The organism is Halomonas nitroreducens (genome assembly GCF_003966155.1).
Classification (GTDB): domain Bacteria; phylum Pseudomonadota; class Gammaproteobacteria; order Pseudomonadales; family Halomonadaceae; genus Halomonas; species Halomonas nitroreducens.
The window spans coordinates 36034-55436 of record NZ_RXNS01000022.1 but is presented as its reverse complement, the minus strand read 5'-3'; the positions used below and the strand labels follow the sequence as shown (position 1 = coordinate 55436).

21 protein-coding genes are annotated in these 19403 nt (G+C 70.0%); 11 read left to right on the top strand and 10 right to left on the bottom strand.

Annotated features, from left to right (window positions below):
* From EKG36_RS18525 to EKG36_RS18510, 4 genes are read left to right on the top strand one after another with little or no spacing between them, the layout of a single operon-like run.
* A complete protein-coding gene (locus EKG36_RS18525; RefSeq protein ID WP_126486703.1) occupies window positions 1–630 on the top strand; it encodes a TRAP transporter small permease subunit in 630 nt (209 codons plus the stop codon).
* Window positions 630–1994, top strand: a complete 1365-nt coding sequence (locus EKG36_RS18520; protein WP_126486701.1) for a TRAP transporter large permease — start codon at window positions 630–632, stop codon at window positions 1992–1994. The genes EKG36_RS18525 and EKG36_RS18520 overlap by 1 nt, the downstream gene beginning before the upstream one ends.
* A gap of 38 nt (window positions 1995–2032) precedes the next feature.
* Window positions 2033–4252 carry a tRNA(Met) cytidine acetyltransferase TmcA gene (locus EKG36_RS18515; protein WP_246007565.1) on the top strand — a complete coding sequence of 740 codons (2220 nt, stop codon included), beginning with the start codon at window positions 2033–2035 and terminating at the stop codon, window positions 4250–4252.
* Between the two features lie 32 nt (window positions 4253–4284).
* Window positions 4285–5751, top strand: a complete 1467-nt coding sequence (locus tag EKG36_RS18510; protein ID WP_126486699.1) for an aminoacyl-histidine dipeptidase — start codon at window positions 4285–4287, stop codon at window positions 5749–5751.
* Between the two features lie 19 nt (window positions 5752–5770).
* Here the strand turns inward: EKG36_RS18510 and EKG36_RS18505 are convergent, their stop codons facing one another.
* Window positions 5771–6118 carry a hypothetical protein gene (locus EKG36_RS18505; RefSeq protein WP_126486697.1) on the bottom strand — a complete coding sequence of 116 codons (348 nt, stop codon included), beginning with the start codon at window positions 6116–6118 and terminating at the stop codon, window positions 5771–5773.
* A 161-nt stretch (window positions 6119–6279) separates the two neighbouring features.
* Here EKG36_RS18505 and EKG36_RS18500 point away from each other — a divergent pair, with 161 nt between their 5' ends.
* Window positions 6280–7677: a DNA recombination protein RmuC gene (locus EKG36_RS18500; RefSeq protein ID WP_126486696.1), complete on the top strand. Its 1398-nt coding sequence runs from the start codon at window positions 6280–6282 to the stop codon at window positions 7675–7677.
* A gap of 47 nt (window positions 7678–7724) precedes the next feature.
* Here the strand turns inward: EKG36_RS18500 and EKG36_RS18495 are convergent, their stop codons facing one another.
* Window positions 7725–8198: a Dps family protein gene (locus EKG36_RS18495; protein WP_126486695.1), complete on the bottom strand. Its 474-nt coding sequence runs from the start codon at window positions 8196–8198 to the stop codon at window positions 7725–7727.
* Window positions 8199–8386: 188 nt separating this feature from the next.
* On the opposite strand from EKG36_RS18495, the gene EKG36_RS18490 reads away from it, so the two are divergent.
* Both EKG36_RS18490 and EKG36_RS18485 read left to right on the top strand, forming a co-directional pair.
* Window positions 8387–8929 carry a hypothetical protein gene (locus EKG36_RS18490; RefSeq protein WP_126486694.1) on the top strand — a complete coding sequence of 181 codons (543 nt, stop codon included), beginning with the start codon at window positions 8387–8389 and terminating at the stop codon, window positions 8927–8929.
* Window positions 8926–9285 (top strand): hypothetical protein, encoded by a 360-nt coding sequence (locus tag EKG36_RS18485; RefSeq protein WP_126486693.1) that lies wholly within the window; start codon window positions 8926–8928, stop codon window positions 9283–9285. The genes EKG36_RS18490 and EKG36_RS18485 overlap by 4 nt, the downstream gene beginning before the upstream one ends.
* Window positions 9286–9291: 6 nt before the next feature.
* On the opposite strand, the gene EKG36_RS18480 is transcribed toward EKG36_RS18485, so the two are convergent.
* Window positions 9292–9723, bottom strand: a complete 432-nt coding sequence (locus EKG36_RS18480) for an HIT domain-containing protein (RefSeq protein WP_126486692.1) — start codon at window positions 9721–9723, stop codon at window positions 9292–9294.
* A gap of 119 nt (window positions 9724–9842) precedes the next feature.
* On the opposite strand from EKG36_RS18480, the gene EKG36_RS18475 reads away from it, so the two are divergent.
* Both EKG36_RS18475 and EKG36_RS18470 read left to right on the top strand, forming a co-directional pair.
* A complete protein-coding gene (locus tag EKG36_RS18475) occupies window positions 9843–10589 on the top strand; it encodes a sulfite exporter TauE/SafE family protein (RefSeq protein WP_126486691.1) in 747 nt (248 codons plus the stop codon).
* Window positions 10590–10674: 85 nt separating this feature from the next.
* Window positions 10675–10806, top strand: a complete 132-nt coding sequence (locus EKG36_RS18470; RefSeq protein WP_126486690.1) for an entericidin A/B family lipoprotein — start codon at window positions 10675–10677, stop codon at window positions 10804–10806.
* Between the two features lie 4 nt (window positions 10807–10810).
* On the opposite strand, the gene EKG36_RS18465 is transcribed toward EKG36_RS18470, so the two are convergent.
* The 3 genes from EKG36_RS18465 to EKG36_RS18455 form a co-directional block, all read right to left on the bottom strand.
* Window positions 10811–11314, bottom strand: a complete 504-nt coding sequence (locus EKG36_RS18465) for an acyl-CoA thioesterase (protein WP_126486689.1) — start codon at window positions 11312–11314, stop codon at window positions 10811–10813.
* A 211-nt stretch (window positions 11315–11525) separates the two neighbouring features.
* Window positions 11526–12836 carry a short-chain fatty acid transporter gene (locus EKG36_RS18460; RefSeq protein ID WP_126486688.1) on the bottom strand — a complete coding sequence of 437 codons (1311 nt, stop codon included), beginning with the start codon at window positions 12834–12836 and terminating at the stop codon, window positions 11526–11528.
* A gap of 113 nt (window positions 12837–12949) precedes the next feature.
* Window positions 12950–14290, bottom strand: a complete 1341-nt coding sequence (locus EKG36_RS18455; protein WP_126486687.1) for an MATE family efflux transporter — start codon at window positions 14288–14290, stop codon at window positions 12950–12952.
* Window positions 14291–14442: 152 nt separating this feature from the next.
* Between EKG36_RS18455 and EKG36_RS18450 the strand changes: the two genes are divergently transcribed.
* A complete protein-coding gene (locus EKG36_RS18450) occupies window positions 14443–14769 on the top strand; it encodes a hypothetical protein (RefSeq protein WP_126486686.1) in 327 nt (108 codons plus the stop codon).
* A gap of 78 nt (window positions 14770–14847) precedes the next feature.
* On the opposite strand, the gene EKG36_RS18445 is transcribed toward EKG36_RS18450, so the two are convergent.
* The 3 genes from EKG36_RS18445 to EKG36_RS18435 form a co-directional block, all read right to left on the bottom strand.
* On the bottom strand, window positions 14848–15096 hold the full coding sequence (locus EKG36_RS18445; RefSeq protein WP_126486685.1) for a YfhL family 4Fe-4S dicluster ferredoxin: 249 nt from the start codon (window positions 15094–15096) through the stop codon (window positions 14848–14850).
* Between the two features lie 89 nt (window positions 15097–15185).
* Window positions 15186–15665, bottom strand: a complete 480-nt coding sequence (gene coaD / locus EKG36_RS18440; RefSeq protein WP_126486684.1) for a pantetheine-phosphate adenylyltransferase — start codon at window positions 15663–15665, stop codon at window positions 15186–15188.
* Window positions 15662–17554 (bottom strand): beta-ketoacyl synthase, encoded by a 1893-nt coding sequence (locus EKG36_RS18435; protein ID WP_126486722.1) that lies wholly within the window; start codon window positions 17552–17554, stop codon window positions 15662–15664. Before EKG36_RS18435 ends, coaD begins: the two co-directional genes overlap by 4 nt.
* A gap of 201 nt (window positions 17555–17755) precedes the next feature.
* On the opposite strand from EKG36_RS18435, the gene trmB reads away from it, so the two are divergent.
* Window positions 17756–18445 carry a tRNA (guanine(46)-N(7))-methyltransferase TrmB gene (trmB, locus tag EKG36_RS18430; protein WP_126486683.1) on the top strand — a complete coding sequence of 230 codons (690 nt, stop codon included), beginning with the start codon at window positions 17756–17758 and terminating at the stop codon, window positions 18443–18445.
* Window positions 18446–18478: 33 nt separating this feature from the next.
* Here trmB and EKG36_RS20995 read toward each other — a convergent pair whose 3' ends face one another.
* Window positions 18479–19372: a LysR family transcriptional regulator gene (locus tag EKG36_RS20995; RefSeq protein WP_126486682.1), complete on the bottom strand. Its 894-nt coding sequence runs from the start codon at window positions 19370–19372 to the stop codon at window positions 18479–18481.
* Between the last annotated feature and the right edge of the window lie 31 nt (window positions 19373–19403).

The following is a 19403-nucleotide window of genomic DNA, read 5'->3' as shown; positions in this document are numbered from 1 at the left end:
ATGACGGAGCCTGATCGTCACGCCTCCGACCCGCACGGCCTGCGTCCGTCCGAGGTGGAGGAGCTTGTCCACCATCACACCGCGCTGCCCCAGACCCGCCCGAGCCAGTGGCTCGATGCGGCCCTGGCGCTGATCGGCAAGGCCGCCTCCTGGATGTGGCTGGTCGTGGTGGCGGTGATCATCTGGGCGGTGGTGGGGCGCTACGCCTTCGGCCAGGGGTCGGTGACCCTGGAGGAGTGGCAATGGCACCTGGCCGGCGCCGCCTGGCTGCTGGGCCTCGCCTACACCCTGACCACCGACGACCACGTGCGCGTCGATGTCATCCACGAGCGGCTGAGTCTGCGGGCCCAGGCCTGGATCGAGCTGCTCGGCATCCTGCTGCTGCTGCTGCCCTTCCTCGGCATCGCCCTCTACGAGATGGTGCCCTACGCCATGAGTTCCTTCGCCCAGGGCGAGACCAGCCCGGCGCCGGCCGGGCTGTCGCACCGCTGGGTGCTCAAGGCCGTGGTGGCACTGTCCTTCGCCCTGCTGATCCTGGCGGCCCTGTCGCGCCTGCTGCGCGTCACCGCCCTGCTGTTCGGCTTCCCCAAGCCCATCGCCTCCGATAACGCCAAGGGAGACGCGTCCTGATGTCACTCGAAGCCATCTACGTCATTGGCATGTTCGCCACCTTCGGCGCGCTGCTGATGACCGGTTTTCCCGTCGCCTGGGTGCTCGGCGGCACGGCCTTCGTCTGGACCGTGATCGGCGTGGTCGCCGTCGAGAGCTTCGGCGCCGACCTCTGGTTCGATTACAGCTCCTCGATGGGGCTGATCCCCGAGCGGGTGTGGGGGCTCGTCGAAAGCGAGACCCTGGTGGCCCTGCCCATGTTCATCTTCATGGGCATCATGCTGGACCAGTCCGGCATCGCCGAGCGGCTGATGAACAACATGGTCAAGCTGTTCGGCGCGATTCGCGGCGGCTATGCGGTGACGGTGATCGTCATCGGCGTGCTGCTGGCCGCCACCACCGGCATCATCGGCGCCTCGGTGGTGCTGCTCGGCATGCTGTCGCTGCCGGTGATGATGGAGAACAAGTACGACAAGGGCTTCGCCGTGGGCACCGCCTGCGCCACCGGGACCCTGGGCATCCTGATTCCGCCCTCCATCATGCTGGTGCTGATGGCCGACCGCCTGGCGGTGCCCGAGGCCTCGGTGGGGGATCTCTTCATGGGCGCCTTCTTTCCGGGGCTGCTGCTCGGCGCCATGTACGTGATCTATGCCATCGGTCGGCCGCTGCTCCAGCCGCATGTTGCGCCGGTGCCGGACGACCTGCCCGAGATCGGCCCGCGGGTGATCTGGGACGTGATCGTCGCCGTGATTCCCACCGCGGCGTTGATTCTCGGCGTGCTGGGCTCGATCTTCGCCGGGGTGGCCACGCCCACCGAGGCCTCCGGTGTCGGCGCCCTGGGCGCGCTGCTGCTGGCGCTGCTGTCCGGGCGGCTGACCCTGCCGGTGATGCGCGAGTCGCTCTTCCAGACCACCCGCACCTCGGCGTTCATCTTCGCCATCTTCCTGGGCGCGACCGCCTTCTCGGTGGTGTTGCGCGGCCTGGGCGGCGACCAGGTCATCGAGGATGCGCTGCTCGGCCTGCCCTTCGGCCCCACCGGCATCATCATCACCATCCTGTTCGCGGTCTTCCTGCTGGGCTTCTTCCTGGACTGGGTCGAGATCACCCTGATCATCCTGCCGCTGGTGGCGCCGGTGGTGGAGGGGCTCGGCTTCGACCTGGTGTGGTTCACCATCCTCTTCGCCATGTGCCTGCAGACCTCCTTCCTGACGCCGCCGGTGGGCTTCGCGCTCTTTTACATCAAGGGCGTGGCGCCGCCGGAGATCACCGCCACCGACATCTATCGCGGGGTGGTGCCCTTCATCATCATCCAGCTGGTGGCCCTGGCGCTGGTCTTCACCCTGCCGGCCATCGCCACCTGGTTGCCCAGCGTGGCCTATGGCTGAGATCCTTTGACGACATCCTGACGTCGAGGGCATGCGCCTTGGCCTCCCGACCACCTGAAGCCGTCCCCGGGGCGGCTTCAGGCCGTTCCGACACCGATCCCGACGCCATCGCCCGGCTGCTGGCCGCGGCGGACGCACTCGCGCGTCGCCGTCACCGCGCACTGCTGTGGGTGCCGGCCGCCGCCGGGCAGGCGCTGGCCCGGGGCCTGGCCCTGTGGCACGCCCGGCCCTGGGTGGCCCCCCTGTGGCTGGGGCCGGCACTGGCGCCGCTGGCAGCGGACGACGTCTGTCCGCTGCCAGCGGCCAAGGCGCGGACCCGACTCGGCGGCGAGCACGACCTGGTCATCGTCGATGCGGTCTCCCCGGAGGCGGGCTTCGATCCCGATGCCTTCGGGGCGCTGTCCGGCACTCTGCGCGCCGGGGGACTGCTGGTGCTGCTCACGCCCGACGACTGGGGCGCTCGCCCCGACGCGGACTATGCCCGCCTGGCCGAGCACCCCTGGCGAGCCGAGCAGCTGGAGGCCCGTTACCTCGCGCGCCTGGCCCGGCTGCTGGTAGCGGCGCCCGAGGCCATGCGCTGGCCCGCCGGCGGGTCGCCCGTGCTCCCGGTCTGGCCGCCGGCGCCGGCCTCCCTGCCAGTGCCGACGGATCCCGACTGCCTGACCGGCGACCAGGCCGAGGCCGTGGCGCGGCTGGTGCGGCTGCGCCGTCGCCGACCGCTGGTGCTCACCGCCGACCGGGGACGCGGCAAGACCGCCGCCCTGGGGATCGCCTGTGCCCGGCTGCTGGCCCGGGGCGAGTCGGAGCTGCTGGTCACGGCGCCACGTCCTGCAGCGGTGGCCGGGCTCTTCGAGCGGCTGGTCGCGCTCTGTCCGGGAGGGCGTCGCGAGGGCCATTGCTTTCGGGCCGGCACCGCGACGCTGACCTTCCTGGCCCCCGACGAGCTCAGTGCCCGGGTCGAGCGCGGCGACGCCGGCGGCCCGGGGACCCGCCTGCTGGTCGACGAGGCCGCGGCGATCCCCGCCGGGTTGCTTGGCCAGTGGCTGGAAGCCTTTCCGCGGATCGCCTTTTCCACCACGGTGCATGGCTACGAGGGGGCGGGGCGCGGCTTCGCACTGCGCTTCCGCGAGCGGCTGGAGCGGCTGACACCGGAATGGCGCGAGTGGCGGCTCGAGGCACCGATTCGCTGGGCCGAGCAGGATCCCCTCGAGGCGTTGACCGCGCGGCTGCTGATGCTGGATGCCGAACCCGTGGCCCCTGGCGGCGGGGCGTTACGCTGGCAGCTGGCCGACCGCGATGCCCTGGCCCGTGACGAGTCGCGCCTGCGGGCCCTGTTCGGCCTGCTGGTACAAGCCCACTACCGCACCACGCCGAGTGACCTGCGGCGCCTGCTGGACGCCCCCGGCGCGCGCATCACCACTCTCGAGGACGATCGGGGGCCCCAGGGCGTGGCGGTAACCGGTGACGAGGGGGGCTTCGAGGCGGGACTCGCCGAGCGGGTGGCGCGAGGTGAGCGCCGCCCTCGCGGTCACCTGCTGGCCCAGTCGCTGGCCGCCCATGCCGGTGAACGGGCGGCCCTGACCGGCCGGCTGCGCCGGGTGCTGCGCATCGCCGTGCATCCGGCGGCCCGCCGGCAGGGGCTGGGGGCACGACTGCTCGAGGTCGAGCGACAGCGGGCCCGGGCGGAGGGCATCGACCTGCTGGGAGCGAGCTTCGGCGCCGAGCCGGGACTGCTGGCCTTCTGGCAGGCCCAGGGCTTTTGGGCCGTGCGCCTCGGCCTGAGCCGGGAGGCTGCCACTGGCGAGCACGCCCTGATGGTGGTTCAGGCCACCAGCGTGGAGGGCGAGGGCCTGGCCCTGCGCCTGGTGAGGCGATTTCATCGGCAGCTGCCGGCCCTGCTGGCCTTCGAGCTGGCCGACCTCGATCCGGGCGTGGTTCTCGCCTTGCTGGCCGAGGGGGACGCCGAGCCGCTTTCCGACGAGGACCGCGCCGACCTGGAGGACGTGGCCCATGGCCACCGCGAGCCCGCCCTGGCACGCCCGGCGTTGCAGGCGCTGATCCGCCGGGCGGCCCCCCTCGCCGGCGGCGCCCCCGAGCTTGGCCTGCTGGCGGCCTGGGCCTTTCAGGGCCGCGACGAGACCTGGCTGGCGAACCGGCTGGGCCTGACCGGCGCTCGCCAGGTCGCGGCCTGGCGGCGGCGCACCGTGGGCGCCTGGCTGAGCGTGCCGAGGCTTTCCACAGACGAGGCCGGCCGGTAGAGTTTCCGGGTCAACCCCGATACAGAAGCGCCATGAACGCACATCTCGAGCAGCTCTCGCCACGCCCGCTATGGCGGCATTTCCGCACCCTGTGCAACACGCCGCGGCCCTCGGGGCACGAGGCGACGCTGGTGGCCAAGCTGCAGGCCTGGGCCGACGCCCGCGGCCTGGCCCACGACCGCGACGCGGCGGGCAACCTGCGCATCCGCAAGCCGGCGACGCCCGGCCACGAGGCCGCGCCCGGCCTGGTCCTGCAGGGCCACCTGGACATGGTGGCCCAGGCCAACGCCGACCATCCCCATGACTTCACCCGGGATCCCCTCGAGACCTACGTCGAGGACGGCTGGCTGCATGCTCGCCATACCACCCTGGGCGCCGATAACGGCCTCGGCGTGGCGGCGGCCCTGGCGGTGCTCGAGGCTGACGATCTGGTCCATGGGCCCCTCGAGGGCCTGTTCACCCTGGAGGAGGAATCCTCCATGGGCGGCGCCCTGAATCTCGCCGAGGACTGGCTCGGGGGACGGCTGCTGCTCAACCTCGACTCGGAGGACCGCGGCCAGGTGTATATCGGCTGCGCCGGCGGTGCCGACGTGGTGGTCGACGCCCAGCTGCCCACCGCCGTGCTCGCCGAGGACGAGAGCGCCCTGCTTCTGTCGGTGACCGGGCTGGTCGGTGGCCACTCGGGCATCGATATCCACAAGGGGCGCGGCAACGCCAATCGCCTGCTGGTGCGGGTGCTGCGCGCCCTGGAGGCTCTCGACGCGCGGCTGGTGGACTATCAGGGCGGCACCCTGCGCAATGCCCTGCCCCGGGAGGCCTTCGCCACTCTGGCCCTGCCGGCGGTGGAGGTCGAGGCCGCCCGCGAACGCCTGATGGCGCTCGAGATCGAGCTGCGCGACGAACTGGCCGGGGCCGACGATGAGCTGCAGCTGGCGTTGACCGCCGTCGGGACGCGACCCGCCGAGGCCCTGACCCGGGACGCCAGCCGGCTGCTGATCGCGGCCCTGCATGCCGCTCCCTGCGGAGTCGAGCGCATGAGCGTCGATGTGCCCGGCGTGGTCGAGACCTCAAACAACCTGGGGGTGGTCAGCCTGACGGAGGGCCGCTTCCATCTCTGCGCGCTGGTGCGCTCGCTGCGTGACAGCGCCACCGCCGACATCGCCGACCGCTTGCGGGCCCTGTTCGAGCTGATCGGGGCGCGGACCCGGGTCGAAAACGCCTATCCGGGCTGGACCCCTGACCCGGAGAGTCCGTTACTGGCGCGATTCTGCGCGCTGCATCGGGCCCGGCTGGGCGTCGACCCGGAGATCAAGGTGATCCATGCCGGCCTCGAGTGCGGGATCCTCGGCGCCAAGTACCCCGACATGGAGATGATCTCCTTCGGCCCGCTGATCCGCGGCGCCCACTCCCCGGACGAGCGGGTCGAGATCGCCTCGGTGGAGGAGTTCTGGGGCGTGCTGTGCAGCCTGATCGAGGACCTGGCGCGCCCGGCGTCCTGAGGCGGCCGGATGCGCGTCCTCAGTGATTCACCCGGATGCGCAGCAGCGGAAAATCGTCCACGGTGACCAGCGGGATGTCGCTGTGGTGGCGGTGGCCACCATGGCGATGCCGGAAGTGCCGGTGGCGCTTATGGCGGTGGCGGGGCGTCACGAAGAATACCTGGCGCTCCACCCGGTGCGAGCGGTGTCCGTAGCGCAGCGCTGCCGGGTGGTGGCGCTGTTGGTGGGCGCTCTGGCCGAAGCGGGCCGGATGATGGAAGTCGCTGCCGAAGCGGCCGGGAGAATGATGGCCGCGGTCGGCCATGGCCGGCAGGCACAGGGCCAGGATCAGGGCCGCCAGGCAGGCGGCCAGCAGGTGTCGGTTCATGGTGGGTACCTCGGAAGTCTTGACGAGCGATCGACGCCTTCACTCCTTCGTTCCCTGGCCTTGAGTATAGTGCTCCCCCGCGGCGGGGTGTTCACGCTTTCCTGATATGAGAGGGGGGGCCATATGCCTTCACAATTCACCGACTCACCGCGGAGATGACCATGCTCGACTGGCAGGAAGGGGTGCGGCAGGGCTGGCCATGGCTGGTCGGCCTGGGGGCCCTGGCCCTGCTGGCCCTCGGCTGGGGGATCGCCCAGCGACGGCGGCTGGCGGCGGCGGGGGCTCGCCTGGCCGAGCGCGAAGCCGCCGCGGTGCGCCTCGAGCAGGAGCTGACCCAGAGCGACGCCCAGCTGGATGGCTGCCGGGAGCGCCTGGCCGCTGTGGAAGCCGAGCTCCTCCAGGTCCGCGACCGGCTGGCCGAGCAGCGCGAGCGGGCGGCCCGGCTGGAGACCGAGCGGGAACAGGCGGCGCTGCGCCACCGCGAGCAGTTGGCCCTGCTCGAGGAAGCCCGCGAGCGGCTCAAGGAGGAATTCCACCAGCTCGCCAGCCGCGTCTTCGAGGAGCGCCAGCAGGCCTACAGCGCCCAGAGTCGCGAGAGCCTCGAGGCGCTGCTCAAGCCGTTTCGCGAGCAGGTCGAGCAGTTCCGTCAGCGGGTGGAGCATCTCCACGGCCAGGAACAGCGTGAGCGGGGCTCGCTGAAGGCCCAGCTCGACCAGCTGGCCGGCCTCAATGCGCGCCTCGGCGACGAGGCGGCGGGCCTGGCCAGGGCGCTGAAGGGCGACCAGAAGGCCCAGGGCAACTGGGGCGAGTTGATCCTGGAGACGGTGCTCGAGCGCAGTGGCCTGCGCCGCGACATCGAGTACCGCCGCGAGGTGTCGCTATCCGGCGAGCAGGGACGTCAGCGCCCGGATGCGATCATCTACCTGCCCGAGGACCGTCATCTGATCGTCGACGCCAAGGTGTCGCTCAGCGCCTGGACCCGGGTGGTCAATGCCGAGCAGGATGCCGAGCGCGAGTCGGCGATGCAGGCCCATCTGCAGTCGCTGCGCAGCCACGTCCAGGGGCTCTCCGCCAAGGACTACCCCGGGCTGCCGGGGTTGCGGGCGCCGGACTTCGTGTTCCTTTTCGTGCCGGTGGAGCCGGCTTTCGCCGCCGCCTTCGAGCGGGACCCGACGCTCTTCCAGGAGGCCTTCGACCGCCAGGTGGTGATGGTCACCCCGACCACCCTGCTGGCGAGCCTGCGCACGGTGGCCGGCCTGTGGAGCCTCGAGCGGCAGAACGAGAACGCCCGCCTGATCGGCGCGCGGGCCGAGCGGCTGCTGACCAAGTTCAGCGGCTTCGTCGAGAGCCTCGAGGAGGTCGGCCGTCACCTGGAGCGAGCCGGCGACAGCCATCGCCGGGCCATGAACCGGCTCGCCGAGGGCCAGGGCAGCCTGGTGGCCCAGGCCACGGCCCTCGAGCGCCTGGGAGTGCGCATGAAGAAACCGTTGCCCGTCGAGCTGGTGCGTGCCGCCGAGGGGGAGCGGGCAGGCGCTGACGAGGAGGGCGGGCGGCCATGAAAAACGCCGCCCGAGGGCGGCGTCGACATACGCTAGCGTGCCGGGTGTCAGCCCAGGTAGGCATTGAGCATCCAGACGGTCTTTTCCTGCTCGCGGATGTAGTCGCCGACCTGGGCGGCGGTGCCCTCGTCGTCGGCATCCGAGGCCAGCGAGAGGATCTCGCGCTGCAACTCGATCAGCGACTGGTAGCCCTGCAGGACGCCGCGCACGCAGGCCTCCCCGTCGTGGACGTCCTTGTCTTCCTGGATGCTGGCGATGCGGAAGTAGTCACTGTAGGCGTGCACCGGCTTGTGGCCGAGGGTGAGGACGCGCTCGGCCACCTCGTCGACCTTCATCAGCAGGTCGGTGTAGAACTCCTCGAACTTGGTGTGCAGCTGGAAGAAGTCGTGCCCCTTCACGTTCCAGTGATAGCCGCGCACGTTCATGTAGAAGATCTGGTAGTTGGCCAGCAGGACATTGAGCCGCTCGGCAAGCTGGCTGGCGCTGGACTCGTGCAGGCCGATGCTGTTGGTGTCGCTCATGCGAATGCCTCCTTGATCGCGTTGGATGCCAGTGTAGGCAGCGGGATGGCGCTGGGGTAAGCGAATTCCGTGCATCGCCATCATAGGCTCGTTGCATGACGTGCGGGCGAAGGCACGGCGCTTCAAGGGCTTGGGCGGATCCTGGCTCACTGACCTAGACTCACGAGAGGCCATGGGGGAGTGGGGCGATGCAGCGAGCGTGGTGGGCATGTCTGCTGGTGGTCCTGGCTGGCTGTCAGGCTGGGCCCGCGAGCCTGCCCGTGGCCGAGCCGCCACCCGACCCGGCCTGTCACTGGCCGGTCGATGCCGACACCCCGCCGACGACCCTGCCGCGGGTCGTCGCGGCCCTCGAGGACGAGGATTTCCTGGTGCGTCACACCGCGGTCGAGCTGGGCCTGGTCAGCGCCGAGCGCGCCAAGCGGACCATCTACCATAACGCCGTCGACCCTGGTCCCCGACTGGGTGGCTTCGTGGTGGGTGGCAGCGGGGGGCGCGTCGCCTCCGGCGTGGTGCTGGGCATGGGGGTGGGGTATGCCGCGATCGACGAGGAGGCCACCGAGATCGAGCGCGTCTCGGCGGTGGTGGGGCCGGAGCGGGTCCGGGTGACCCGGGACTACCGGTTGTTCGACTGGCGCGGCGCGATGCGGGAGTCGCGCACCGCCAGCGACGCGGCCTTCTGTCGAAAGCTGCGCCTGGCGATCCGGCGTCAGCCGGCGGAGGCGACGCCATGAGGGCCGGGGTGATGGCGCTGGGCCTGGTGGTCTGGCTGGCGGGCTGTGCGACCCCCCCGCCGCCGGCCACGCCGGCGGTGCGGGAGCTGTCGGTACCGCCCAGGACGGTGCTGGTGGAGAGCCTCGATCTGCTGATGGCGCGGGGCTACGTGATCCGCCACGCCGATGCGGCGCTGGGGCGACTGGAGGCGGTGATCGCCCGCTGGCCGGGCTACCGGGTGAAGCTGGAGGTGGCGGACAGCGGCACGGCGACCCGCATCGCCATGACGGCTTATCGGGGCAACCGCCCCCTGCCGCCGTCGCTGGTCGAGCCGCTGCTCACCGAGCTGAACTCCCGCCTCGAGATGGCCCGCTGAGCGCCCTCAGGCCTCCCGGGACCAGTCGATCCCCTCGACCTGGGCGAGCAGCCGGTCGCGCATGTCGGCCAGGGCGTCCAGGTCGTAGGCCTCGGCCTGGCCATGTCCCCAGACCGGCCCCGGCCAGGCGGCATCATTCTGACGTCGCAGGATCACGTGCAGGTGCAACTGGGGCACCATGTTGCCCAGGGTGGCGATATTGAGCTTGTCGCCGCCGAACCCTTCCTTGAGGGCCCGCCCGATCAGGGTGGCCTCGCGCCACAGCTGGCGCTGCTCGGCCTCGCCCAGCTCGAAGACCTCACTGACGCCGGTGCGACGCGGTATCAGCAGCAGCCAGGGAAAGCGGGCATCATTCATCAGCCGCAACTGGCAGAACGGCAGCTCGGTGACGGGATAGCTGTCCTCCACCAGACGGGCATCCGGCTCGAAATCCGACATGGGGCTCTCCTTCGTTTCGCAGGCTGATCCTGCCGCTATCATGGCACAGCGGGCGACGTCCCGGGAGCGAATCGCTATGCTGAACGGCCATTGCGTGTCAGGCAGCAAAGGATTCCGCCATGCCCCTTCTCGAGGCTCTGGCCCTGCTCGGTATCGGCACCCTGGCCGGGTTCATCAATGTCCTCTCGGCGGGTGGCTCGATGCTTACCCTGCCGATGCTGATGTTCCTGGGGCTGCCACCCCAGGCCGCCAACGGCACCAACCGGGTCTCCATCGCCTTGCAGAGCGTCTCGGCGGTGGTCAGCTTCCTGCGTGCCGGCGCCCGTCACATCGGTCTGAGCCTGCGCCTCGCGGTGCCGGCGGTGCTCGGCTCCCTGCTCGGCGCCTGGCTGGCCCTGCGGGTGAGCGATGCGCTGTTCGAGGCGATCCTGATCGTCGTGATGGCCGTGGCTGCAGTGCTGATGCTGCTCCCCCAGCCGCGCCTGGAGACCCGCCCGCTGACCCCCGAGCGTCTGACGCCGGCGGTCTACCTGGCGATGTTCATCATCGGTCTCTACGGCGGCTTCATCCAGGTCGGGGTGGGGATCCTGTTTATCGTGGTGCTCTACCGCCTGCTGCGCATCGATCTGGCCCAGGTGAACGTCTTCAAGGTGCTGATCGTGCTCGTCTATACCCTGCCGGCCCTGGGCATGTTCCTGTTCCAGGGGCAGGTCCGCTGGGGCTACGGACTGGTCCTGGCCGCCGGCAGCATGTCCGGGGCCTGGCTGGCGGTCCAGGTCAACATGAGCCCGCGCGGCGCGCTGTGGGTGAAATGGCTGACCATCGCCGTGATCGTCGCCATCATCCTGCGGCTGCTGCTCGCCTGAGGCGGTCCTCGCCGGTAGCGGGGGATGCCTGCTAGATTGAATAAGCTATCGCTGGTTGCTTGTTCACCGACACCAGGAGGTCGCCATGAAACGCACGCTGTTACTGGGACTGGTCGCCCTGTTCACCCTGTCGCTGCTCGCCGGCTGCAACACCATGCGCGGCATGGGGCAGGACATCGAGGAAGGCGGCGAGGCCATCCAGGAGGAGTCAACCTGAGGTCCTAAGGGGTGCCGTGCTCGAACTGGGTGCGGCGCTCTTCCTCTTCGGCCTGCTTGCGTAGCTTCTTGCGCAGGGCCGCCTTCTCGAAGCGCAGCTTCTGGAGGCGAGTCTCCAGCTTGAGCGCGGGGACCCGGGCCGGCTGGCCGTCACCGTCGACGGCGACCATGGTCAGGTAACAGCTGTTGGTGTGGCGGATCAGCTTGTTCTGGATGTCCTCGGCCACCACCTTGATGCCGATCTCCATGGAGGAGCGGCCCACGTGGTTCACGCTGGCCAGGAAGGTGACCAGCTCGCCGACGTGGATGGGCTGCTTGAACAGCACCTGGTCCACCGAGAGGGTCACCACATAGTGGCCGGCATAGCGGCTGGCGCAGGCGTAGGCCACCTCGTCGAGCTTCTTGAGGATGGCGCCGCCGTGCACCTTGCCGCTGAAGTTGGCCATGTCGGGGGTCATCAGCACGGTCATGGTGAGCTCGTGCTGGCCGGGAAGGGCTTGTTCGTCCATCGAGGGGAGATCCTTGGGTCTATGGTCCCCTCAGCATAACGCCTCGACCCCGCCGAGGGCACAAGGCGTTGTCAGACGTACAATCGATTGAAAAGCGCTGATTCATGTCGCGAGCACCGCTGGCGGGCAGGATGGCGAGGTTCGTTGCCGACGAACCCACGCACTTCCCACTTCCCTGTGGGGCGTCGAGCGCAGCAGTCAATCCGTGTGTTTAGAGCCAGGTGAGGCCGGCGGCGATGATCAGGCCGGTCAGCAGCAGCTGGACCAGGCAGAAGCCCATGATGTCCTTGGCCTTGAGCCCGGCGATGCCGAGCACCGGCAGGGCCCAGAACGGCTGTAGCAGGTTGGTCCAGGCATCGCCCCAGGCCACGGCCATGGCCACCCTGGGGACGTCCACGCCGAGGGCCTCGGCGGCCGGCAGCATCACCGGCGCCTGCACGGCCCACTGGCCACCCCCGGAGGGCACGAAGATATTGACGATGCCGGCACTGAGGAAGGTCCAGACCGGCAGGGTGGTCTCGGTGGCCAGCGAGATGAGCGCCTCCGAGAGTGTCTCGGCCAGGCCCGACTGGACCATGATCGCCATGATGCCGGCGTAGAAGGGGAACTGGATGACGATGCCGGCGCCGCCCTTGATGGCCTCGTGGAGGCTCTCGAGCAGGCTGCGGGGGGTGCGGTGCAGCACGATGGCCAGGAACAGGAACAGGAAGTTGACCACATTGAGGTTGAGGCCGCCGCCCTGCAGCACGAAGTGGTCGAGCAGAAACAGCAGCCCCGGGATGCCCACCAGCCAGGCCAGGGTCATGCTGTTCTCCAGGCGCTCGGCGGGGCGGGTGATGCGCACGCGCTGTTCCTCGCCGTCGTCGAGCAGGCTGGGGTCGACGAAGACGCTGTCCTTCTCGTCGGGCAGCATCAGGCGGTTGAACAGCGGCATCGCCACGAACAGCGCCAGCACGATGACCAGGTTGAACAGCGAGAAGATGGTCTCGCCGGTGCCGATCACGCCGATCTGCTCGGCGGTGAAGTGGCCCTCGGTGGCGATGGTCAGCGGTACCGAGCCGGCCAGGCCGCCGTGCCAGACGATGAAGCCCGAGTAGGCGCTGGCCACCAGCAGGCGATAGTCCACACGGATCTGCCGGGCGAGCTCCTTGGCGAACAGTGCCCCTACCACCAGCCCGAAGCCCCAGTTGATCCAGCTGGCGGCCAGTGATACCAGGGTCACCAGCACGATGGCGGCCCCGGCATTGTTGGCCAGGCCGGCCAGGCGCTGCAGCAGGCGCTTGACGGGGGGCGAGCTGGCCAGCATGAAGCCGGTGACCAGCACCAGCAGCATCTGCATGGAGAACGACAGCAGGTTCCAGAACCCGTCGCCCCAGAAGCGCAACACTGCCAGCGGCGTCTGGCGCTCCACGGCGATCGCCGCGGCCGCGGCGATCACCGTCAGCAGCAGCACGAAGATATAGGGGTCGGGAAGGTAGCGCTCGACCATCTTGACGGCCGGTCGTGACAGCAGCTTCAGCATGGAGATGTCCCTTTTCCGTTGAGGGCGCCTGTGGATCCACGGCCGGTTCTCGGCCAGCAGGCTGGGCAGTCACGTTGCCGCGGGGGCAAAATGTTGTCAAAGGCGACGAATGTCTAGGTTTGGGCGTTCGTCCAGCGTGTTCGTCGGTAGTGACGGTAGTAGGCGACCAGCACCGTCGAACGCACGGCGGTGAAGACGAGAAAGGCCAGCCACAGGCCGTGATTGCCCAGTCCCTGGGTGAGCCACCAGACCGGCAGGTAGACCGCCAGGCCGGCAAAGATGCTGTTGCGCATCTCGCGGATCGCCGTGGCGCCGATGAAGACGCCGTCCAGCAGGTAGCTCCACACCGCGATCAGCGGCATGACGACCATCCAGGGCAGGTACCGGCCGGCGGTGTCGCGCACGTCCGGCAGGCCGGTGAGCAGGGTGATCAACCACTCGCCGCCCAGGGCGAAGGCCAGGGCGGCCCCCCCGGCAGTGGCCAGCGAGAAGCGGGCGGCCGCGCGTACCGCGGCGGCGAACTCGTCCCAGCGCCGGCGTCCCACCGAGCGGCCGGTCAGGGCCTCGGCCGCGTGGGCGAAGCCGTCGAGGCCATAGGATGTCAGCATGATGAACTGCAGCAGCACGGCGTTGGCGGCCAGCACGGTGTCGCCCTGGGCGGCGCCCCGGGAGGTGAAGAAGGCCATGGCGAACAGCAGGCCCAGCGTGCGCACGAAGAGGTTGGCGTTGACCTGGAAGAGCTCCCGATAGGCGGCCAACCGGTACAGTCGACTGCGGCGAAACCGGCCCGCCAGGCCCCTGAGCTGGCGCGACACCAGCCACAGGCCGAAGGCCAGGGCGCTGTAGTCGGCAATCACCGTGGCCCAGGCCACGCCATCGCTGGTCATGCCGAGGCCGACCACGAACACCAGGTCGAGAACGATGTTGACGCCATTGGTCAGCACCAGCAGCCACAGCGTGACCCGGGCGTTCTGCTGACCCAGGAACCAGCCGAGGATGGCGTAGTTGGCCAGCACCGCCGGGGCCGAGAGCAGGCGGATCCGCGCATAGTCTGCGGCCAGCGCGGTGGCCTGGTCACTGCCGTCCAGCAGCCACAGCCCGAAATCCACCAGCGGGCCGCCGGCCAGCACCAGCAGGCCGCCGATGCCGCCGGCCAGCAGCAGCGACTGCCCCAGCAGGTTTTTGACCGCCTCATCGTCCTCGCGGCCGACCGCCTGGGACGTCAGGCCGGTGGTGCCCATGCGCAGGAAGCCGAATCCCCAGTAGAGGAAGCCGAACAACGTGGCGCCCAGGGTCACGGCGGCCAGGTAGCGGGAATCCGGCAGGTGGCCGACCACGGCGGTATCGACCAGGCCCAGCAACGGCACGGTGATGTTCGAGAGGATGATCGGCCAGGCCAGGGCCCAGATGCGCTGGGGGGGCTGGGCGGTGGCGGCGGTCGCGGACGAGGTCACGGTGGCTCCGGTCGGCGGACGAGCCCGGCAGCATGGCCGTTGCCGAGAGGCCCTGCAAGCATCCGGGACCAAAAGCCGTCTACGCTTGGAAGAAGGGAGAGCCTGCCTGGGGTTGGGCCATGAATGCAACTGGGGTGCGAGGAGAGCGCGATATGAGACGTATCGGTGGAGGCTGGGCAGGTGCCGCCTTGGTGATGGCGATGACGGTGGGCAGTCTGCCGGCCATGGCCCAGGACGACTACGAGCATGACGCCGCCCGGCCGAGTGGCGGGGCGATGGTGGCAGACGCACTGCTGGCCCGGCCGTTGCTGGCCGCGGCCACGGTCGGTGGCACAGCGGTCTTCCTGGTCTCGCTACCGTTCAGTGCCCTGGGGGGCAACGTGGACGCCGCCGCCGAGACCCTGATCAAGGCCCCCGCCGAGGCGACCTTCCGGCGCTGCCTGGGCTGTGAAGTCAGCCGTCGCGCCGACGAGATGTAGGCGCGTCTTTCGGCCTCACCAACGCCAGCGCCCCGCTCATCGAGCGGGGCGCTGGCGTTGGGCATCGCGGTTGGCAGTTCAGGCGGCGGTGATGGTCCGGTACTTCTCCATCAGCTCGTCACGGCCCTCCCGGCGCTCCGGGTCCAGCGGGATGCAGTCCACCGGACACACCTGCTGGCACTGGGGCTCATCGTAGTGGCCGACACACTCGGTGCACAGGCTGGGGTCGATGACATAGATCTCTTCCCCCGGCGAGATGGCGCCGTTGGGACATTCGGGTTCGCAGACGTCGCAGTTGATGCACTCGTCGGTGATCATCAGGGCCATGGGGTACCTCACGGAAGTCGCGGCCGGTCCATGCCGGCCCTTGCCCTTGGAGCAGTCGATCTCGGGCGCGAGATGCCCGAGTGCCATGGTCAGGTATTGTAATGGCTCTTCAGCGCCGCGGCGACCTCGGGATGCACGTGCTTCGACACGTCGCCGCCGAGACGGGCGATCTCGCGGACCAGGGTGGAGGAGATATAGGAGTTCTCCACCTCCGGCGTCAGGAACACCGTCTCGAGCTCCGGCATCTGGGCGCGGTTCATGTTGGCCAGCTGCAGTTCGTACTCGAAGTCCGATACCGCCCGCAGCCCGCGCAGCAGCACGCGGGCATGCTGCTGCTTCATGAACTCGGTCATCAGACCCGAGAAACCCACCACTTCGACGTTGTCGAGGCCGGCCACCACCTCCCGCGCCAGGCCGATCCGGGTGTCGAGGTCCAGCGCCGGCCCCTTGCCGGGGCTCGTGGCGATGGCCACGACCACCTTGTCGAAGAGCCGCGCAGCACGCTCGATCAGGTCGAAGTGGCCGTTGGTGATGGGGTCGAAGGTGCCGGGGTAGACGGCGACGTTCATGAGTCCTCCGTGTCGTCGAGGCGACCGAAGGGATTGTCGGCGACCAGTGAGACCGGTCGCGCATAGCCGGGAATGCGGATGGCCGCGTCGCTCACCTCGAGCTCGGGCCCCTCCAGCACTCCCTCGCCGAAACGGTAGCGGGGATGGAAGCGGCCTGAGTCGGCGTCTCGGCGGTAGCCGGCGGCGGCCTCGCGGGTCGCCTCGCGACGCGCCTGCCAGGCGGCCACCGCGGTCTCGCCGTGGCGAGCCACCAGCAGGCGCTCGGTCACCGCGGGGGAGAGCACCACGCCGGTGGCGTTGTTGCCGCCGAAACCCTTGGCGTTGATGAAGGCCGCGTCGGCCTGGAAGCGTTGCGGATCCCGGAACAGGCGCAGCCGCTCGGCGTGGACGTCATCGGCCACGGCCTCCAGGGTCGGGATGCCCGGCAGCAGTCCATGGGCGAAGCTGCCCAGGGCGCTGGCCAGCTGATCGCCGGCGGCACTGCCCTGGGAATGGCCGACGAAGGCCTTCACTGCCACCACCGGCCAGGCCTCGATGCCATGGGCCTGGGCGACCAGGTCGAAGACATGGGACTCGGTGACGCGGTTCTTGGGGGTGCTGGTGCCATGGGCATGCAAGATGGTGCGCTCGCGCAGGGCCTGGCTGCCGAGCATGTCGCGAACCAGGGCGGCCGCCTTGCCCAGGGTGATGTAGTTGCCGATGCCCGGGGCCGAGATCGAGCGCTTCCAGCCGTCGGCATTGACGAAGACGTCGGGGACGCTGCCGAGCACCTCGGCACCGACCTCCAGGGCCAGCGCATCGTCCATCAGCATCAGGAACTGGCTCGACTCGCCCATGGTGAAGCCGCAGTTACGGGCGAAGGGGCGGCAGGCGCGCTGGTAGTCGATGTCGGTGAGCAGCTCCAGGGCGTCCAGGGCCTTGAGGCTGTCGTCGTCGGCCAGGGCGCCCATGGCCCGGAACCCCTCGACGATCTCCGGGGTGATCGGGGCGTCGGCGGTGCCGACCATTACCACCCGGCGCCGTCCGGCGCGAATGTCGTCCACGCCCAGGCGCAGGTTGTAGAGGAAACTGGCGCAGGCGCCGAGCGCCGCCCCGGTGCCGCCCACGCTGCCCAGCACGTAGGCATTGAGGAAGTCGGCGGGCATCTGGCCATAGCCCAGCGGCATCTGCTTGGAGGTGGCGCGCTTGCCGGAGACGAAGCTCTTGAGCAGGCCGCCCCAGCCCTCGTCGTCGAGCTGGCCGATGGAGTTGCCGGCGTAGACCGCGACCTGGTCGGGGTCCAGGCGGTCGCGCAGGTCGTCCCAGCCCAGGCCGCTGTCGCCGAGGCAGTCACTGGCGGCGAAGATTGCCATGGACAGGCCGCGGGGGTGGTGGACGCTGCGGTACAGCCGGCTGGGCTCGAAGCCCGAGGGCAGCTGCCCGGCGGCCCGCACCTGGGCGGGACGCGTCTCGGGCAGCATCACGTCCATCTCGCCGGCGGGCACCGTCACCTCCAGGGTGCGGCGGTCGAGCTCGCGGACCTGCCAGGTGGGCGGCAGGGTCTCGGGCAGCTGGCGGCGGCGCACGCGGAAGGTCATCGGTGCCTCGAGGGCCAGGCTCGCACGACGATTGGCGGGCAGGCCCTCGGCATTGAAGCGGGGATCCTCGATGCGCCGGATCAGGGTGTGGTCCAGCACCCGCTGACGGGTCTGCTCCACGATGGCGGCGGCGTCGAGGGGCTGGCCATCGGCGTCGTGCCAGGTGTCGTCCGCCTGGGCATGGGCCAGGCGCATCATCGCCGCCAGGCCAAGCAGGGTCTGGGCCTGGTCGTCAGCGGGCAGGGCGTCGAGCACGGTGCGGCGAAACGCCTGATGGCCCGAGGTTCGGCCGGCGGGATTCACGCCGCCCATGCCCACGATCACCGGTAAATGTGACAAGCCGGGTTCCTCGTTGTGCGGTTGATGTCTGGGCTTCATTGCCGCTGTTTGGGCAAGGATCATAGCACCCGGCCCGCCACGCCGTCATGCCGGGGCATGACGGCTCTCGGCCTGCGCGGGCTGGCCGCCAGCTGCTAGAATGTCGGCCCCCGTCGTCCTCCAGCGGTTCCCGTCATGCCAGAGCGCTCGCGCAACGTCACCTCCAACCAGCCCGGTCCCCATCAGGACCTGTCGCGCCGCGTCGCCCGGGCCCTGACCCATCCACTGCGCAAGCCGCTGGCCGAGCACACCCGCGAGACCTTTGCCGCGGCTGACGCCTGGCGGGTCGAGCGCGGTGATCGGCCGCTGATCCTGGATGCCGGCTGTGGCGTGGGCCTGTCGACGCGGCAGCTGGCCGAGCGGCATCCCGAGAGCACGGTGCTGGGCATCGACCGCAGTGCGGACCGGCTGTCGCGGGATCACGGCCCGTTGCCCGACAATGCTCGGCTGGTGCGTGCCGACCTGGTGGACTTCTGGCGGCTGGCGCTGGCCGGGGGCTGGCGTCCCGTGCGCCACTACCTGCTCTATCCCAACCCCTACCCCAAGTCGGCGCATCTCAAGATGCGCTGGCAGGGCCACCCGGTGTTTCCGGTCATCCTGGCGCTCGGCGGACGCCTGGAGCTGCGTTCCAACTGGCGCCTCTACGTCGAGGAGTTCGCCCTGGCGGTCGAGCAGGTGACCGGGGACCGGGCGCCGGTGACGGGCTTCGAGCCCGGCGGCGATTTCCTCACGCCCTTCGAGCGCAAGTACCACCACAGCGGCCAGCTGCTGTGGCGGCTGGGGGTCGAGCTGCCGCATCGTCCCGATCTGGTGCCCGATGCCTGAAGGCTTGCCGGTTTCAGATCACGCAGTGTTTGCCTAGCGTTGGCGGCGGTCGCGAAAGCGCTCCCCCAGGGTCTGGCGCAGCCAGCGGGCGATCGGGCCCTGGGCGGCGTCGCGCCGCGAGACCGTCTCCACCTCGATGACCGGCGGACGGCCCAGGGCCTCGCCGGCCAGCTCGACGAGGTCCTCCCGGAAGGGCGGATACTGGGCGATGTGCTGGGGCACCAGGGCCCAGCCGAGTCCGCGGGTGGCCAGCTCGCCCATCGAGTAGAAGCTGTTGAGGCACCAGAACTGGGCGCTGAGCGTCGCCCCGGCGTCGACCTCGGTGCGCGAGGCGATCAGCAGCTGGCGGTGGTCGGCCAGGTCGCCGGCGGTGGGGGCGGGGTGCCCGGCCAGGGGGTGGTCGCGCCCCACCACCAGCACCTGTTGCAGGTGGGCGATGCGGATGCCTTCGAGCACCGGGCCCTGGCCCTGCTGGCGCAGCAGGATGCCCAGGTCGGCGGTGCGGTCCTCCACCCAGCCGGCGATGTCCCCCTGGGCGCCATAGAGCAGGGTGAGTTGCAGGGCCGGGTAGTGCCGGGCCAGAGCCTCCAGGGTCTCGTCCACCGGCGGCATCTCCACCAGGGCCTCGTCGATGGCCAGCACCAGCTGGGCCTCTTCGCCCAGGGCGATGGCCCGGGCGCGGGACTCCAGCCGTTGGCACTGGCGGATCACCGCACGGGCCTCGTGGAGCAGGGCCTTGCCCTCCTCGGTCAGCCGGGGCAGCCGGCCGGTGCGGTCGAACAGCAGGCAGCCGAGGTCGGCCTCCAGGTGGGCGATGGCGGTGCTGACGGCCGACTGCGCCCGGCCGAGGTGACGGGCCGCCGAGGAGAAGGAGCCGCGCTCGGCACAGGCGATAAGCACTTCCAGCTGGTCGAGGCTCCAGCGCATGGTCTTGACCTATCTGATTTGCTGATGGGAT